Annotated in this window: 16 protein-coding genes; 5 read left to right on the top strand and 11 right to left on the bottom strand. The window is 66.3% G+C overall.

What is annotated here, in order from left to right; genetic code table 11:
* The first annotated feature begins 175 nt into the window (after positions 1-175).
* Both C7T96_RS11330 and fdxA read left to right on the top strand, forming a co-directional pair.
* Positions 176-649: an Rrf2 family transcriptional regulator gene (locus C7T96_RS11330; RefSeq protein ID WP_106571328.1), complete on the top strand. Its 474-nt coding sequence runs from the start codon at positions 176-178 to the stop codon at positions 647-649.
* A gap of 171 nt (positions 650-820) precedes the next feature.
* A complete protein-coding gene (gene fdxA / locus C7T96_RS11325) occupies positions 821-1,159 on the top strand; it encodes a ferredoxin FdxA (protein ID WP_106571327.1) in 339 nt (112 codons plus the stop codon).
* Positions 1,160-1,257: 98 nt separating this feature from the next.
* Here the strand turns inward: fdxA and C7T96_RS11320 are convergent, their stop codons facing one another.
* Genes C7T96_RS11320 through ccoN form a run of 6 tightly spaced genes read right to left on the bottom strand, consistent with a single transcriptional unit; the run spans position 1,258 to position 5,774 of the window.
* Positions 1,258-2,091: a DUF2189 domain-containing protein gene (locus C7T96_RS11320; protein ID WP_106571326.1), complete on the bottom strand. Its 834-nt coding sequence runs from the start codon at positions 2,089-2,091 to the stop codon at positions 1,258-1,260.
* A 34-nt stretch (positions 2,092-2,125) separates the two neighbouring features.
* Positions 2,126-2,341 (bottom strand): hypothetical protein, encoded by a 216-nt coding sequence (locus tag C7T96_RS23865; protein ID WP_127596276.1) that lies wholly within the window; start codon positions 2,339-2,341, stop codon positions 2,126-2,128.
* Positions 2,338-3,213, bottom strand: a complete 876-nt coding sequence (gene ccoP / locus C7T96_RS11315) for a cytochrome-c oxidase, cbb3-type subunit III (protein WP_106571325.1) — start codon at positions 3,211-3,213, stop codon at positions 2,338-2,340. The genes C7T96_RS23865 and ccoP overlap by 4 nt, the downstream gene beginning before the upstream one ends.
* Entirely contained in the window at positions 3,204-3,377 is a 174-nt protein-coding gene (locus C7T96_RS11310; protein ID WP_338036285.1) for a cbb3-type cytochrome c oxidase subunit 3, read from the bottom strand. Before C7T96_RS11310 ends, ccoP begins: the two co-directional genes overlap by 10 nt.
* On the bottom strand, positions 3,374-4,111 hold the full coding sequence (gene ccoO / locus C7T96_RS11305) for a cytochrome-c oxidase, cbb3-type subunit II (RefSeq protein ID WP_106571324.1): 738 nt from the start codon (positions 4,109-4,111) through the stop codon (positions 3,374-3,376). The genes C7T96_RS11310 and ccoO overlap by 4 nt, the downstream gene beginning before the upstream one ends.
* Before the next feature lie 4 nt (positions 4,112-4,115).
* The gene (gene ccoN / locus C7T96_RS11300; protein ID WP_106571323.1) at positions 4,116-5,774 is read right to left on the bottom strand and encodes a cytochrome-c oxidase, cbb3-type subunit I; all 1,659 of its coding nucleotides are present in this window, start codon (positions 5,772-5,774) and stop codon (positions 4,116-4,118) included.
* A gap of 260 nt (positions 5,775-6,034) precedes the next feature.
* On the opposite strand from ccoN, the gene C7T96_RS11295 reads away from it, so the two are divergent.
* On the top strand, positions 6,035-7,261 hold the full coding sequence (locus C7T96_RS11295) for an NAD-dependent epimerase/dehydratase family protein (RefSeq protein WP_106571322.1): 1,227 nt from the start codon (positions 6,035-6,037) through the stop codon (positions 7,259-7,261).
* Here the strand turns inward: C7T96_RS11295 and C7T96_RS11290 are convergent.
* The 5 genes from C7T96_RS11290 to acnA are packed head-to-tail and all read right to left on the bottom strand — an operon-like array spanning position 7,142 to position 13,073.
* Positions 7,142-7,828, bottom strand: coding sequence for a dienelactone hydrolase family protein (locus C7T96_RS11290; RefSeq protein WP_106571321.1), 687 nt, complete (start codon positions 7,826-7,828; stop codon positions 7,142-7,144). The genes C7T96_RS11295 and C7T96_RS11290 overlap by 120 nt on opposite strands.
* 47 nt (positions 7,829-7,875) lie before the next feature.
* Positions 7,876-8,598 (bottom strand): isochorismatase family protein, encoded by a 723-nt coding sequence (locus C7T96_RS11285; RefSeq protein ID WP_106571320.1) that lies wholly within the window; start codon positions 8,596-8,598, stop codon positions 7,876-7,878.
* A gap of 11 nt (positions 8,599-8,609) precedes the next feature.
* Positions 8,610-9,968 carry an amidohydrolase family protein gene (locus C7T96_RS11280; protein ID WP_199190458.1) on the bottom strand — a complete coding sequence of 453 codons (1,359 nt, stop codon included), beginning with the start codon at positions 9,966-9,968 and terminating at the stop codon, positions 8,610-8,612.
* Positions 9,965-10,369: a nuclear transport factor 2 family protein gene (locus C7T96_RS24205; protein WP_199190457.1), complete on the bottom strand. Its 405-nt coding sequence runs from the start codon at positions 10,367-10,369 to the stop codon at positions 9,965-9,967. Before C7T96_RS24205 ends, C7T96_RS11280 begins: the two co-directional genes overlap by 4 nt.
* The gene (gene acnA, locus C7T96_RS11275) at positions 10,356-13,073 is read right to left on the bottom strand and encodes an aconitate hydratase AcnA (protein WP_199190456.1); all 2,718 of its coding nucleotides are present in this window, start codon (positions 13,071-13,073) and stop codon (positions 10,356-10,358) included. The genes C7T96_RS24205 and acnA overlap by 14 nt, the downstream gene beginning before the upstream one ends.
* Before the next feature lie 147 nt (positions 13,074-13,220).
* Between acnA and C7T96_RS11270 the strand changes: the two genes are divergently transcribed.
* Positions 13,221-13,892: a GntR family transcriptional regulator gene (locus C7T96_RS11270; protein ID WP_106571318.1), complete on the top strand. Its 672-nt coding sequence runs from the start codon at positions 13,221-13,223 to the stop codon at positions 13,890-13,892.
* The gene (locus C7T96_RS11265; RefSeq protein WP_106571317.1) at positions 13,889-14,836 is read left to right on the top strand and encodes an isocitrate lyase/PEP mutase family protein; all 948 of its coding nucleotides are present in this window, start codon (positions 13,889-13,891) and stop codon (positions 14,834-14,836) included. The genes C7T96_RS11270 and C7T96_RS11265 overlap by 4 nt, the downstream gene beginning before the upstream one ends.
* Positions 14,837-14,939 lie beyond the last annotated feature (103 nt).

Raw genomic sequence — 14,939 nt, 5'->3', positions numbered from 1 at the left:
TCTATCATAAATCCGGTGTTGGGAAGATCCGATGTTGTTCGCTATCGTTCGCCGTGCCGCCTGTGTCGGCTTGCAAGGATTTCTCGATGGGGCGACAACAGGCCCGGACATTGCCATCTCGTGGCGGCGCGCGCGGAGCGCGCGGCGGCGCTGCGCCGGAGCCAGGTAGAAAACCATGCGGTTGACGACATTTTCCGATTATGCGCTTCGCGTGCTGATGTATGCGGGCGCGGCCGAGGGCCGGTTGATCACCATCGAGGAGACGTCGCGCGTCTACAACATCTCGCGGGCGCATTTGATGAAGGTGGTCAATATTCTCACCAAGACCGGTTATCTGAGGGGGGTGCGCGGGCGGTCCGGCGGGTTCACGCTGGCGTTGCCGCCGGCCGACATCAATCTGGGTGCGGTTGTGCGGGCGACCGAGCCCGATTTCGCCCTGGTGGAGTGTTTTGCCACCGGCAATCAGTGCGTCATCACGGGGTGCTGCCGCCTGCCCAATGTCCTGAACGAGGCGCTGACCTCCTTCGTCAAGACGCTCGATCGCTACACGCTCGCCGACATTATGCTTGAGGAGCGCGACTTCAGCGTGCCGCCGCCGGCCGACGAGACCCGGGGGCCGGATTTCGCCGCGGCCGGGCCGGGCGGCTGATCGCGCCGCGCCGCAGGGGTCGCCGGCTGTGCACCGGGCCGTCGCCGCGTCGTCTCATCCGCCATCCGACCGCACGATCCAAACGGAACGCAACTTTCGTCCAGAGCGCTTGAGATAAAAGATATATTTTGTATATATCTTTTATCGGAAAAATTCGGACGGAGTTTTGGCATGACGCATGTGGTGACCGACAATTGCATCAAGTGCAAATTCACCGACTGCGTGGAGGTCTGCCCGGTCGACTGCTTCTACGAAGGCGAGAACATGCTCGTCATCCATCCCGACGAATGCATCGATTGCGGCGTCTGCGTGCCCGAATGTCCGGCCGAGGCGATCTTTCCCGACAGCGACCCGGCGGCCGAGCCGCAATGGCTGCGGCTGAACCACGACTATGCCGACCAATGGCCCAACATCACCCGCAGCAAGGCGCCGATGCCCGATGCCGATGCGCTCAACGGCGTACCCGGCAAGCTGGCCGATTTCAGTGCCAAGCCCGGCGAGGGCGATTAGAGCGTTTCCAGGCGAAGTGGAAGCCGGGTCGCCGTTCGCAAGCGCGTTAAAGCAAGAAGTTGGAGCCGGTCTGCGAACCCGTGAAAAGCAAGGCGGCTCTAGGAGTCCGCGCCGTCGAGGCGTTCGATGGCGATGTCGGCCGCCGGATCCTGGCGCATCGTGCGGAAGGCGTGCCAGGTCGCGTGGCCGAGCACCGGGAAAACGACGATCAGGCCCACAAGGCCGCTCGCCAGGCTGAGCGTCACCAGCATCATGACGATGCCGCCCCACACCACCATCACGGCGAGGTTGTTCCACACAAGCGCCATGCTGGTCCCCATCGCGGTGAATGAATCCGTGCTTTCGTCGAGCAGCATCGGCAGTGAGAACACGCTGATCGCGAACGAAAACGCGGCGAACAGCCCGCCGACCAGTGTCCCCACGAACAGCAGCGCCCAGCCGGCGGGCGTGAACACGAGCACCGGCAGGATGTCGGCGAAGCCCGAAAACGGCAACAGCCCGAAAAACAGCGCGTAAAGGATGACGGCCGCGCGCATCCATAGCAGCATCAACAGCATCAGGAGCACGCCGGTAAAAATCACCTGCCCGCCCGAACGCGGCCTGACGAACAGCATCGCCGCCAGCCCGACCGGTTCGCCGCGCTGCAGCCGTCGGCTCTTTTCGTAAAGCCCGAGCGCGATCACCGGTCCGGTGAGCATGAAGCCGGCGAGCGCCGGAAACAGCACATAGTCGAGGCCGAGCCGGAACAGGCCGGCCACGATTGCGATCGAGACGACAAAAACCGCCAGTCCGTAGGCGAGGCTGAGGCCGGGTCGATTGCGGAAATCCGCCCAGCCGGCGGCAAGCCATTTAAACGCGACCGTCACCGGCAGGTTGCGGCTCCAGCCGAAATCGCGGCGCAGCGGCGGTGCGGTCGGTGGCAGTGTGATCATGGCCGTTTGCCTTTCCTGTCGCGTTGTCCGGCTATCAGCAGGCCGATTTCGCGGCGCGATAGACGCCGGGCGTCGCGTCGGGGGATTTGACGTGGTCGACGCAGGCCGGCTGCGAGCGCACCGCCACGTAGACGAGGTGAATATTGGCGAGCGCCAGCCCCGCCAGTCCGGCCGCGACCGCCATACCGATCCAAAGACGCCGGCCGGGGCCTCGCCGCGTCGTGCGCAACCCGTTTGCCGCTATCGTCATTGCGGCGCTCCCAGATCGAGAACGTAAAGCGTGAGCAGCTTGCGCTGCACGGGGCTGAGCCGGGTTTCCCAGGACGGCATCTCGCCCTGGCGGCCGCGATCGACGCTTATCAGGATCGAGCGCCGGTCGCCGCCATAGATCCAGAACCCGTCGGTCAGGTCCGGCGCGCCGACATCCTGGCTGCCGCGTCCGTCCTCGCCGTGGCAGGCCGCGCAATTGTCGGCGAAGATCGTGGCGCCGGCGGCGACCCCGGCCTGTTCGGCCGGCGCAAGCGGCGCTTGCGACAACGAGCGTACGTAACTGACCACGTCCGACAACGCCTGACGCTCCAGAATGCCGTCGCGGCCGAAGGCGAGCATCTGGCTGAGGCGGCTTTCGGGATGGCCGGTATTGATGCCGACACGGATCGTCTCCGCGACCGACTGCGCGTCGCCGCCCCACAGCCATGCCGTGTCGACGAGACTGGGATAACCCGGCCCGCCGGCGCCCGTGACGCCATGACACACGCCGCAATTGTCGGCAAACAGCGTCCGTCCGCTCTCGCGCGCAAGCCGCATCAAGTCCGGGTCGGCACGGATTGCCTCGACGGGTTTGGACTCGATTTCGGCCATCCAGTCGGCACGCGCCGCCGCCGCGCTGGCCATATCGTCGGCCAGGCGCGCCCGCTGGTCGACGCCGAGCAGGCCGCGCGTATAGGTCGCGCCCAGCGGCCAGGCGGGCATCAGCACCCACCACACAAGCGCGAACAGGAAGGTCGACAGGAGAAACAGCCAGATTATCTTCGGCACCGGGCGATTGAGCTCGGTGATGCCGTTCCATTCGTGACCGGTGGTCAGGTAGCCCGTATGGGCGTCGCGTTCTTCTACCGCCACGGTCCCTCCTCGTCCTTCAGGACGCTTTTGGCGGCGCGTTCGAACTTCTTGCCGTTGGCCGGCCACAAGGCGTAGGCGCCGGCGCCGATCGACAGCGCGATCAGGTAGAATAGGCCGTAGGATTTGGAGATGCCGACCAGCGTGTCGTGGCTGATGTCGATCATGGCTTGGTCTCCGTGGCGGACGATTGTGTCGTGGCGGCGTCGGTCAGCCTGCCGAGGATCTGCAGATAGGCGACCAGCGCGTCCATTTCGGTAAGCCGGCCGCGATCGCCGTCGAACGCGCGGATGGTGGTGGCCTCGCCGTAGCGCTCGCCCACCGCCGCGGCGCCCGCGCCGTCGGGATCGGCCTGGTTGAGGGCGTCGGCGGCGGCGTTGTCGATCATCGCATCGGTATAGGGCACGCCGACGCGCCGCAGCGCCCGCAACTGGTCGCCAAGGTCGTCGGTCCTGAGTTCGGTATCGAGCAGCCACGTATAGGCCGGCATCACCGATTCGGGCACCACCGCGCGCGGGTCGTCGAGATGCGCGACGTGCCACTGGTCGGAATATTTGCCCCCGACGCGCGCCAGGTCGGGCCCGGTGCGTTTCGAACCCCAGAGCATGGGATGGTCGTACTGGGACTCGGCAGCCAGCGAGTATGGACCGTAACGGTCGACCTCGTCCTGCAGGGTGCGGATCATCTGCGAGTGGCAGGCATAACAGCCCTCGCGGATATAGATGTTGCGGCCGGCGAGCTCGAGCGGCGTGTAGACGCGCATGTCGGGCGCCGCCTCGACCGTTTCGTCGATGGTGAACAAAGGTGCGATCTCGACCAGCCCGCCAATGCTCGCCACCGCGATGATCGCCAGGGCGAAGCCGATGCTGTGGCGCTCGAGCCGGTAGTGGGTCTTGAACATGGTTCTACTCCGCCGGTTCGGCTGCCGATGCGCCGGCCGGTCCGGCGACGGGCCGGTCGCCGAACCGTTCGCGCGGCGCGCTGGCTGAAGACCGGATCGTCATCCAGATATTGTAGGACCCCACCACCGCTCCGATCAGGAACAACAGTCCGCCAAAGGCGCGGGCGACGTAATAGGGATGCATGGCCACCAGCGAATCGATGAAGGAGTAGGCGAGCGTCCCGCTGTCATTGTAGGTGCGCCACATCAGGCCCTGGATGATGCCCGAGTTCCACATCGCGAACACGTAGATGACGGTGCCGGCCAGCGCGAGCCAGAAGTGAAGCTCCACCAGGCCGGGTGAATACATCCGCTCGCGCTTCCAAAGCAGCGGCACCAGGGAATAGATCGCGCCGAAGGTGATCAACGCCACCCAGCCGAGCGCGCCGGCATGGACGTGGCCGACGGTCCAGTCTGTGTAGTGCGACAAGGCGTTGACGGGACGGATCGCCAGAAACGATCCCTCGAAGGTCGACAGGCCGTAAAACACCGCCGCCACCATCATGAAGCGCAGCGTGGCATCGTCGCGCACCTTGTGCCAGGCGCCGTTGAGGGTCAAAAGCGCGTTGCCCGCCGACGACCACGACGGCACCAGCAGCATGACGGAAAAGGTCATGCCCAGTGTCTGCACCCAATGGGGCAGGGCGGTGTAGTGCAGGTGATGAGACCCCGCCCACATGTAGAAGAAGGTGATGCCCCAGAAGCTGATGATCGACAGCCGGTAGGAAAAGATCGGCCGGCCGGCCCGCGTCGGCAGGTAATAATACATCATGCCCAGGAAACCGGCGGTCAGGAAGAAGGCGACGGCGTTGTGGCCGTACCACCATTGCGTCATCGCGTCCTGGACGCCTGAAAACACCGGAAAGCTCTTGGCGCCGCCGAGCGAGGCCGGGATGGCGAGATTGTTGACGATGTGCAGCACCGCCACGACCAGGATGAAGGCCAGGTAGTACCAGTTGGCGACATAGATATGCGGCTCCTGGCGCCGCGCCAACGTGCGCAGGTAAAGCACCAGATAGGTCACCCACACGATCACCAGCCAGATATCGGCATACCATTCCGGCTCGGCATATTCCTTCGACTGGGTGATGCCGATCAGGTAGCCGCTGACCGCCAGCAGGCAAAACAGGTTGTAGCCGACAAGCACGAACCAGGGCGAAAGCTGGTCGGGCATGCGCGCCCGCGACGTGCGCTGCATGACATGAAAGGAGGTGGCGATCAGCGCATTGCCGCCGAAGCCGAAGATGACCCCGGTGGTGTGCACCGGCCGCAGCCGCCCGAAACTCGCCCAGGCCTGGTCGAACGTCGCCTCGGGATAGGCGAGCAGCGTCGCCACCCACACGCCGACGAACATGCCGACCACCGCCCAGGCCATGGCGATCACAAGGCCCGCCTTGATCGGCTCGTCGTAATAGCGCGCAAGCCGCTCTGCGTTGGGCTCGGGACCGTAATAGCCGCGCGCGACCGCACCCGCGCAGACCAGACCGTAGACGAGGATCATAAAACCGTGCGCGCCGAGCGGGTCGTGCCGCCCGGCCGCCGCCAGCGCCAGGCCGGCAAGCGCGACCAGCGCCGAGAGCAGGAGCGCGACCTGGCGCTCGGTTGTGGTCAATGTCGAAACCATGCCGTTCTGTTCGCTCGCGCTCGCCGTTGCGGGATCGGGTGACGACCTCAAGGCGCGTGCGGCGCCTTTCCGATCGTCTTTCTATAATATGTATTTCTCGTATATCTTATGAGTGGCGGCGACGGAAGGGTACGTTTTGTCGCTGCCATAGCGGCGTGCTGAGACACCGCGTCGCGCAAGCTGCGGCGCGCAAAACTGCGCGTTGCGCCCTATATAGGACCGGACGCTGCCCGGTGCCGGGCAGGACGAAAGGACCGCCAATGCCTGGAAAGGCTTTTCGCTACGACACGGCGGCCCCGGTTCTGGTGACCGGGGCCACGGGTTACGTCGCCGGCTGGTTGATCAGGCGGCTGCTTGCCGAGGGTTTCGCCGTTCACGCCGCCGTGCGCGACCCGGACAACGCCGAAAAGCTCGCTCATTTGCGCAGGCTCGAGCGCGACTTGCCCGGCAGGCTGAAATTTTTCCGGGCCGACCTGCTCAAGGACGGCAGCTACACCGAGGCCATGCAAACCTGCCGGGTCGTCTTCCACACCGCCTCGCCTTTCGCCTCGGTGGTCAACGACCCGCAGCGCGATCTGGTCGACCCGGCGCTGAACGGCACCCGCAATGTCCTGGCCTCGGTCGAGCGGACGGAGACGGTCGAGCGTGTGGTGCTGACGAGTTCGTGCGCGGCGATCTTCGGCGATGTGGCCGATATCGCGCTGGCGCCGGACGGCATCCTGACCGAAGAGGTCTGGAACACGTCTTCCAACCTCGACCATCAGCCCTACAACTATTCCAAGACGCTGGCCGAACGCGAGGCCTGGCGGATCGCCGGAACTCAGACGCGCTGGCGGCTGGTGGCGGTCAATCCAGGCCTGGTGATCGGTCCGGCCCTGTCCAGCGCGCCGACCTCCGAATCCTTCAACATCGTGCGCCAGCTCGGCGACGGTTCGGTGAAGGCGGGCGTTCCGCGCTACGAGATCGGCATGGTCGACGTCCGCGACGTGGCCGAGGCGCATCTGCGCGCCGGCTTCCTGCAACGGGCGGAGGGCCGGCACATCGTCTATGCCGAGGTGCTGAGCCTGATTGCGATGAGCCGCATCCTGCGCCGGCAATTCGGCGACGCATGGCCGTTTCCCCGCCGCGTCCTGCCGAAATGGCTGGTCTGGCTGCTCGGGCCGGTCGTCAACCCGATGCTCGACCGCGCCATGGTTGCCCGCAACATGGGCTATTCATGGCGCGCCGACAATTCCAAGTCGAGACGCGCGCTCGGTCTGGATTACCGGCCGCTGGCCCCGGCTCTGGTGGCGATGTTCGAGCAGATGGTCGCGGCTGGCCTGGTTCCGCCTGGCACGGGGCCGGGCGGGCCCGGCTTGGCGCCTGCCTCAGCCGATGCCGCCCAGGAAGGCGAGGCTGCGCGCGAAGGCCAGCTGAGCGGTCGGCGCGTCGTGCGAGGGGCGCCGCCAGTTGTTGAAACCGTGCCCGGCGCCCTGGTAACGAAATAGCGCGGCGCCGGCCGGCAGTTGCCGGCCGAGCGCGGCGAGCGCCTCTGCCGGCGTTGCCGGATCGTCGGCGCCGAAATGTAGCATCATCGGGCATTTGACGTTACCGGCGATGCCGAGCTTTTCGATCCCGACACCGTAATAACCGACCGCGCCGTCGAGGCCGGGCCGGGTCGCCGCCGCCACGGAGAGCTTGCCGCCGAGGCAATAACCGACCGTGAAGACGCGCCTTGTGCCGTGTGCGCGCAAATAGTCCGCGCAGGCGAGCGTGTCGTCGATCGCGGCCTCCAGATCGAATGCGGCCAGCATGGTGCGCGCGCGGTCGAGGTCGGCACCGTCGTAGCCGAGCTGCAGGCCCGGCGCGCTGCGCCAGAACAGGTCGGGCACGATAACGACGAAACCCGCGTCGGCCCACTGGTCGGCGAGCTCGCGGATATGCAGGTTGGTGCCGAAAATCTCCTGCAGGAGCACGATGCCGGCGCTTGCCTCGCCCTCGGGCCGGCTGAGGTAGCATCCGAAGCTGCCGTGTGGCGCGTCGAGTGCGATGTCGGTGCCGCGCGGCGGTTTCATCGTGGCGGTCTCCTCTTTTCGGTCGTCCGGCGCCCGCGTGGCGCTGCTCAGTCGGTCTCCGTCTTACGCGGCGTCAGGCCTTCAAGATAGGCCGCCACCTCGTCGACCGGGATGACGTCGGCATATTTGCAGTTGAGATCGAACAGGCTCATCGCGTGACTTGCCTCGAACCGGTCGAAGGCGGTTTCTTCCGGGATGATCGTCTTGAAGTTGAACGAATAGGCGTCGACGGCGGTCGCGCGCAGGCAGCCCGAGGAGGTGCAGCCGGTCAAGATCAGCGTGTCGACGTCGAGAAAGTTCAGATGGCTCATGAACATCGTGCCGAAAAAGGCCGAGGGCTTGCGCTTGCCGATCAAAATATCCTGCGGACGCGGCGCCAGCGGCGCCACCGTCTGGGTGGCGTGCGTGCCTTCCGTCGAGGTCTTTTCCGTGCCGCGATGGTTCTTGCCGACCTGGACGCCGCTGTCGACCATGTCCGGGCGGCGCTCCGACTGCGTATAGAAGATCGGGATGTTCTTGGCGCGCGCCAGATGCATCAGCCGCTCCGTATGCGGCACGGTTTTCCAGCCGGCCTCGCCGCAATGGGTGCGGTATTTCTTCACGCCGTCGGCGTGGGTTTCGCCCGGTGCGTCGCCGCAGAAATTATACTGCACGTCGATGATGAACAGCGCCGGCCGCTTGCCGAAGCCGCCGCGCTTGCCGTAGCCGGCGAGCTGGTAGATTGCCTTGTCGTGCTCGGTCAGAAACCGATCCCAGATACGTTCTGCCATGGTGGGTCCTCTCAGGGCTCGCGGTGGAGGTAGCGCCCGGCCGCGCCCTGCGCGCCGGCAAGAACGCCGTCCTCCACGAGAAGGTCGCCGCGCCGGATGGTGTGGGTCACCCGGCCGCGAAAGCGCATGCCCTCATAGGGCGAATAGTCGGAATGGGACGGATAGTCGGCCGCGCGCACCGTAACGGCCGCGTCGGGGTCGACGATGGCGAAGTCCGCGTCATAACCCGGTGCGATCATCCCCTTGCCGGGCAGCGAATAAAGCGTAGCCACATTGCGCGAAACCGCCGCCGCCAGGCGCTCGATCGCAATGCCGCGCTTGTGGTGGCCTTCCTCGATCAGCACCGGCAGGATCTGCGCCAGGCCGGGAAAACCGGCGCTCGCCGACCAGATGTCGGGCCCCTTTGTGGCGCGCTTGCGCGGAACGTGGTCGGAACCGATGGTCGCGATCTCGCCGGTGCGCACGCCTTCCCACAAGCCGTCGACGTCGGCCTGCGGGCGCAGCGGCGGATTGACCTTGCCGATGGGGCCAAGCGGGCTGTCGCGCGTCAGCGACAGATAGTGGATGCAGGTCTCGACATGGATCGGCGGCCGCCCGGGACGGCGCAACCGGCGCACGATCTCCAGGCTCTCGGCCGACGACATGTGGACGATGTTGACCGGGCAGCCGGCCTTCTCGCCGAAAAAGGCGACGCGAAAAACGTTTTCGGCCTCCAGGAATCCCGGCGACTGCTCGTCCCATGCCGCCAGGTCGTCGCGTCCGGCCGCCTTCAGCGGTTCGCGGAACAACGGGATCACCTCGGTGTTCTCGCAATGGACGCCGACGACGCCGCCTTTGATGCGTGCGCCCGCCTGCAGCGCCGAATAAAGCAGCGCGTCGTCGACCTCGGTGAACCCCTTGGCCGCTCCCGTGGCACCCTTGTACATCAGATAGACTTTGACCGAGGTGACGCCGAAGCGCTTGGCGAGTGCCGGCAGCTCGGCCACGTGGCGGCGCGAGGTGACGCCGAAATGCAGCCCGAAATCGATCGCCGAGCGCGCCTCGGCGGCAGACCGCCACGGCCCGGTCGAACTGCCCAGATCGTCGTGCCGCCAGAAGCTCAGCAGCCCCGTGACCCCGCCGAGCGCGGCCGTCCGGCTTTCGCTGGCCCAGTCGTTTTCCTTGTCGCCGAAGCCGATATGGGTGTGCGGATCGATGACGCCGGGCAGGATCCAGCGACCTTTGCAATCGATCACCCGCCGGCCTTGGGCCTTTTCCGCGGCGTCGAGGATGGCGCAGATCCGCCCTTCGCGTACGCCGATGCTGCCGGTGCGGACGCCTTCGCCCGGAAAGACGATCTCACCGCCCTTCAAAACCAGGTCGAATGTCAAGATACGGCCTCTTTCTGCATCGACAAGATCCGCTCCCCGGCATCGTTCCACACCTCCTGGCGCACGATCTTTCCGTCGCGGATTTCGAAACGGTCGATGAAGCGGATGTCCTTGAAGGCGCTTCCGTCGAGCCATTCGCCGTAGAGTGTGCCGGTTACCAGTGCCTGGATGGAGCCGTCCTGTTCCCAGGCGCAGCTTTCGCCGATCGTTTTGCGCACCACGCGATAACGGCTGCCCGAATTGGCGACGATCTCGTCGATCGAGCCGAACCGGCGGTCGCCCGGAAACACCAACTGCGCGCCGTTTTGGGCGACGAGGCCGCGCGCGGTGTCGAGATCGCGTTCTTCCATCGCGGCAAGATAGGCAAGGGCGAGCCTGCGGCCGTCTTCAGGTGTCATCATGTCCTCCTTGGTCCGACGCGATGCGTCGCGATTCCAGTCGTGCCAGCAGTGAGGCGAACAGACCGCCATTTTGCAACAGCGTGCGCTCGTGGCTGCTCGCCACGTCCACCCGGGCCGAAAACCTTGTTTCGCCGCCGGCCGTCCGGGCCGTCACGGTGACCGGGCGATCCGTCTCGACCGCGGCTCGCAGACCGTCGAAATCGTAGGCTTCGAAACCCGACAGGCCGAGCGAGGACGCGCTTTCGCCGTCGGCGAAGGTCATGGGCAGGATGCCCATGCCGATCAGGTTGGCGCGGTGGATACGTTCGAAACTTTCCGCCAAGACCGCCCGCACCCCGAGCAGTTTCGGCCCCTTTGCCGCCCAGTCGCGGCTCGATCCCATGCCGTAATCGGCCCCGGCGAGCACGATCAGCGGCACGTTCTGCCGGCGCCAGCTTTCGGCCGCCTCGAAAATGGTCACCGGCTCGGCGTCCGGCGCCGTGCGTGTCATTCCGCCCTCGCGACCGGGCGTGAGCAGGTTTTTCATGCGTTGGTTGGCGAAGGTGATGCGGGCCATGAAGTCGTGATTGCCGCGCCGTTGGGTGACGGCGTTGAAATTTTCCGGCTCGACCCCGGCGGCGATCAGGAAGCGTCCGGCCGGGCTGTCGGCCAGGATCTCGCCGCTCGGCGTGATGTGGTCGGTGGTCAGAGAATCGCCGGCCCGCACCAGAACGCGCGCGCCTCCGATCCGGTCCGGCAGGGGCTCGTGCGGCCCGTCGAAGAAGGGCGGGCGCCGGATATAGGTCGAGGCCGGGTCCCAGGCGAAGCGCGGCCCGCTTGCCGTATCGAGTTCGTGCCAAAGCGCGGCCCCGTCGAACAGCGTGGCGTAGCTGTCGCGGAACCGGTCCGGCTGCTGGCTGGTCGCGACCAGACGCGCAAGTTCCTCGCCGTCGGGCCAGATGTCGCGCAGATAGACCGGCGCGCCGTCCTTGCCGGTGCCGAGCGGCTCTGTCTCGAAATCGACGTCGACGCGGCCGGCGAGCGCAAAGGCCACAACCAGCGGCGGCGAGGCGAGATAGCTCGCCCGGCAGGTCTTGTGGATCCGGCCCTCGAAATTGCGGTTGCCCGACAGCACCGCCGCCGCCACCAGGTCGTTGCCCAGCACCGCCTCGGCGATGTCGGCGCGGATCGGTCCGGATTTGCCCGAACAGGTCGTGCAGCCATAGCCGACAATGTGGAAGCCCAGCGCTTCGAGCGGCTCCATCAGCCCGGCTTCGGCGAGATAGTCGCGCACCAGCCGCGAGCCGGGCGCGAGCGAGGTCTTGACCCAGTTTGGCACCTGCAGGCCGTGTGCGACCGCGTTGCGGGCCAGAAGCCCGGCGCCGATCATCACCGAGGGGTTGGAGGTGTTGGTGCACGAGGTGATCGCGGCGATGGTGATCGTGCCGTGGCGCAGCGGCGCGTTGAGCCCGTCGATCGTGACAGCGTCGTCGAGCCGGTCCGGCGCGAGGCCGAACCCGCCCGCGTCGACCGGCTTGGCGAGGACGTCGCGGAAGGCGGATTTGACCTCGGTCAGCGGCACCCGGTCCTGCGGCCGTTTCGGTCCCGCCACGCTTGGCGCGATCTGGCCGAGATCGATCGTAACGGTCTCGGTGAAGTCGATCGCCTGGTCGTGATCCTCCACGAACAGCCCGGATGCGCGCGCATAGGCTTCGACGCGCCGGACATGGTCGGGCTCGCGGCCGGAACGCGCGAGATAGTCGATCGTCATGGCGTCGATCGGGAAGAAGCCGACGGTCGCGCCGTATTCGGGCGCCATGTTGGCCAGGGTGGCGCGCTCGGGCACGGTCAGCGTGGCGACGCCGGGGCCGAAGAACTCGACGAACGCACCGACCACGCCGACCTTGCGCAGCCGTTCGGTGACGGTCAAGACCAGGTCGGTCGTCGTCGCCCCGGCCGGAAGGCGTCCGGTAAGTCTGACGCCGACGACACGCGGAATGCGTACCACATAGGCCTGGCCGAGCGCTGCCGCCTCGCCGTCGATGCCGCCCACGCCCCAGGCGAGCAGGCCGAGCCCGTTGACCATCGGCGTGTGGCTGTCGCAACCGAGCACGAATTCCGGCCCGGTGATGCGGCCGACGCCGGGCACGTCCTGTTCCTCCACCACGCGGGCGAGTTTTTCCAGGTGTACCTGATGGATGATGCCGGCGCCGGGCGGCACGACGCGCAGGCGCTGGAAGGCCTGCTGCGCCCATTTGAAGAACGCGTAGCGTTCGCGATTGCGCTGATATTCCCGTTCGATGTTGCGGGCCTCGGCGTCGGGCCGGCCGGCCACGTCGACGATCAGCGAATGGTCGACCACCAGCGTGACGGGAACCAGCGGCTCGATGGCGGCGGGGTCGCCGCCGGTCTCGGCAACCGCATCGCGCGCCGCGGCCAAATCCATCAGGACAGGCAGTCCGCTGGAATCGGGCAGGATCACGCGCGACACGCTCAGCGGGACGGTCAGTTCGGCCGCGTCCGGCGCCCAGGCCGCAAGCGCGTCCAGCGCGGCCGCGACATCCGCGCCCCCCAGCGCCTGGCGCGCGACGTTTTCCAGAACTATTCTCAGGCTTGCCGGCAGGCGTCGTATCCGTTTTCCGGCCAACGCGTCGAGCGCCACGCATTGCGCGGCCTCGCCGTTCGGGCCTTGATAGCTTGCAAGTGGTATCTGGGGCGCTGTCACGATCCGACCTTCCTCGGTCAAGAAATATGGGGCGGTCGAAAAAGTGTCAACACTTTTGCCGGAAACCTCTTGAAGAATTCCTGAAGCTTGGCTATCCCTTGGGTCAAGCTCGATTTTGAACCAAAAGTGTCGACAGGAGGAAGCGTCTTGCCGGAGCGCGAACAGTCTACCCTGGTCGATCGGGTCACAAGCAAGATTTTCGAAATGCTGCTGTCGGGCGAGATACCGCTCGGTGGGCCGGTCAACGAGGCTGCGCTGGCCGAGCTCTTGTCGGTCAGCCGTGGGCCTGTGCGTGAGGCGGTCAAGCAGCTCCAGGGCCGTGGCCTGGTCGTCAAGGAGCCGTATCTCAAGGCGCGCGCGGTCGCATTGACCGTACCCGACATGGTGGAGATTTTTCAGCTTCGCGAGGCGGTCGAGGGCATGTCCGTGCGGCTTGCCACCCAACGTATGAGCGATGCCGAACTCGACGATCTGCTCGCCGCGTTCTCCGACGCCAAGCAAAGGGGCGACGGTGTTGCGCTCGACGTGCATGTGCGCATCGCCGAGGGCAGCGGCAACGCCCGCGTCCGCGCGCTGTTGTGCGACGAGCTTTATTATCTGCTGCGTCTCTACCGCGCCCGCTCGGGCAAGGCGCCGGGCCGGCGCGAGGACGCCTTTGCCGAGCACTGGCAGATATTGCGGGCGATGAAGGCGCGCGACGCCGATCTCGCCGAATCGCTGATGCGTACCCATATCGGCCGCGCCACGCAGTCGCTCCAGGCGCTGCTCGAAACCGAAGCGCCGCCGCTTGGCGGCACCGAAGAGAGGAAAACCGGATGAGCTCTGAGCCAAAGCAGCAGGCAACCCGCGCGCGCCGGATGCGCGACCTGATCGCGGCGGACGAGATCATCGTGTCGCCCGGCGTGTTCGACGGCTACAGCGTACGCGTGGTCGAGAAGATGGGTTTCAAGACCGCCTGCACCACCGGCGCCGGCCTGTCGAATTCACGGCTCGGCGTACCCGATGTCGGCATCATGGGGCTGACCGACAATGTCGAGGCCTGCCGGATGATGGCGCGCAGCGTCTCCATTCCCGTCATGGCCGACGCCGACACCGGTTACGGCAATCCGGTCACCGTCTACCACACCGTCCAGCGCTTCGAGGAGGCCGGCGTTGCCGGCGTCAATATCGAGGACCAGGTCAGCCCGAAACGCTGCGGCCACATGACCGGCAAGGACGTGATCGACATGCGCGAGATGGCGCGCAAGATCGAGGCGGCCTGCGATGCGCGCAGGGACGACGATTTCGTGGTTCTGGCCAGGACCGACGCGATCGCCGTCGAGGGCATCGATGGCGCGATCCGTCGCGCCAGGCTCTATGCCAAGGCGGGCGCGGACATGGTCTTTGCCGACGCCATCGCCGGCGAGGAGCAGATCAAGCGCCTTGTCGAGGCCGTGCCGATCCCGGTCTCCGTCAATATGGGGTTCGGCATTCGCAACCGCCCGACGACGCCGTTGATCCCGATCCGCCGACTGGCCGAACTCGGCGTCAAGCGCGTGACCCTGCCGCGCATGCTGCCGGCGGCGGCGCTGATGGCGATGGAGAACGCGCTCGCCATCTTGAAGGATTCGATCCCCACCGGCGAGGTGGTCGACCGTCCCGACCTGCTGGTCGGCATCGACGACATCTGGGACCTGATGGAGCAGCCGCGCATCAAACAGATGGAAAACTACTATAATGACCTGAGCGGCGTGGTGGTGCCGGAGGAGCGCGCCGCCTCCTGAGCGGCCTCTGCCGGGCCCGCATTGCAGCCGGTCCGGGTGATGACCAACTTGGTTTGCGAATGGCGCCCCCTTGGGGGCGCCATTGTCGTTTCGGGCGTGCCGA

The organism is Nitratireductor sp. StC3 (assembly GCF_003015025.1).
Lineage (GTDB): Bacteria > Pseudomonadota > Alphaproteobacteria > Rhizobiales > Rhizobiaceae > Mangrovimarina > Mangrovimarina alexandrii.
This window is presented reverse-complemented; position numbering and strand designations above follow the sequence as displayed.

Coding starts and splice junctions, on each gene's coding strand:
- ccoN (WP_106571323.1), bottom strand. CDS start 5,774: ATGGTTTCGACATTGACCACAACCGAGCGCCAGGTCGCGCTCCTGCTC.
- C7T96_RS11295 (WP_106571322.1), top strand. CDS start 6,035: ATGCCTGGAAAGGCTTTTCGCTACGACACGGCGGCCCCGGTTCTGGTG.
- C7T96_RS11310 (WP_338036285.1), bottom strand. CDS start 3,377: ATGATCGACATCAGCCACGACACGCTGGTCGGCATCTCCAAATCCTAC.
- fdxA (WP_106571327.1), top strand. CDS start 821: ATGACGCATGTGGTGACCGACAATTGCATCAAGTGCAAATTCACCGAC.
- C7T96_RS11330 (WP_106571328.1), top strand. CDS start 176: ATGCGGTTGACGACATTTTCCGATTATGCGCTTCGCGTGCTGATGTAT.
- C7T96_RS11265 (WP_106571317.1), top strand. CDS start 13,889: ATGAGCTCTGAGCCAAAGCAGCAGGCAACCCGCGCGCGCCGGATGCGC.
- C7T96_RS24205 (WP_199190457.1), bottom strand. CDS start 10,369: ATGATGACACCTGAAGACGGCCGCAGGCTCGCCCTTGCCTATCTTGCC.
- C7T96_RS11320 (WP_106571326.1), bottom strand. CDS start 2,091: ATGATCACACTGCCACCGACCGCACCGCCGCTGCGCCGCGATTTCGGC.
- C7T96_RS11285 (WP_106571320.1), bottom strand. CDS start 8,598: ATGGCAGAACGTATCTGGGATCGGTTTCTGACCGAGCACGACAAGGCA.
- C7T96_RS11290 (WP_106571321.1), bottom strand. CDS start 7,828: ATGAAACCGCCGCGCGGCACCGACATCGCACTCGACGCGCCACACGGC.
- C7T96_RS23865 (WP_127596276.1), bottom strand. CDS start 2,341: ATGACGATAGCGGCAAACGGGTTGCGCACGACGCGGCGAGGCCCCGGC.
- ccoO (WP_106571324.1), bottom strand. CDS start 4,111: ATGTTCAAGACCCACTACCGGCTCGAGCGCCACAGCATCGGCTTCGCC.